This is a genomic window from Frankia sp. CeRuru1, from assembly GCF_977966315.1.
In genome coordinates this window covers 1,347-1,918 of record NZ_CDWWEW010000065.1, presented here as the reverse complement: position 1 = coordinate 1,918, position 572 = coordinate 1,347, and the positions used below count along the sequence as shown (strand labels likewise).

The 572-nt window shown below is 67.7% G+C and carries 1 protein-coding gene; it reads left to right on the top strand.

The features are described from left to right. A partial coding sequence (locus AC08OP_RS07350) for a hypothetical protein (protein ID WP_476613499.1) occupies window positions 1-572 on the top strand: 572 nt, incomplete at both ends.

The window sequence follows — 572 nt, the reverse complement described above, 5'->3', positions numbered from 1 at the left end:
GGCGGGCCGCGGATCTGCACCACCCGCACCTACACCTACGACCTGGATTCCAATCGCATCGCCCTGACCAGCTACCCGGATGCCGGCGGTCAGCCGGAGACCGGGAACTGCTCCACCGGCACGACCCCGCAGGTCTACTCTCACAGCTATGACCAGGCCGACCGGATCATCGACACCGGCTACACCTACGACCTGTTCGGCCGCACCACGGCTGTGCCGGCCGCGGATGCGGCCGGTGTCGCGCTTACCGTCGGCTACCACGTGAACGACATGGTCGCCTCGCAGACCGCAGGCTCGACTACCCGCACCTACACCCTCGACCCGGCACGGCGCATCCGATCCTGGAGTGAAGGATCGACGAGCTGGACTAACCACTACCCGCTGGTTCGATACGACGGCACGACAGGTTCGACGGCGGCCGAACTCGGCGACAGCCCGGCCTGGATCGGCGTCACCGGCGGCGGGTGGACCCGCAACATCCTCGGAATCGGTGGAGACCTCGCCGCCGTCCAAGACAACACCGGCACGGTCACGCTGCAGCTGGCCAACCTGCGCGGAGACATCGTCGCCAC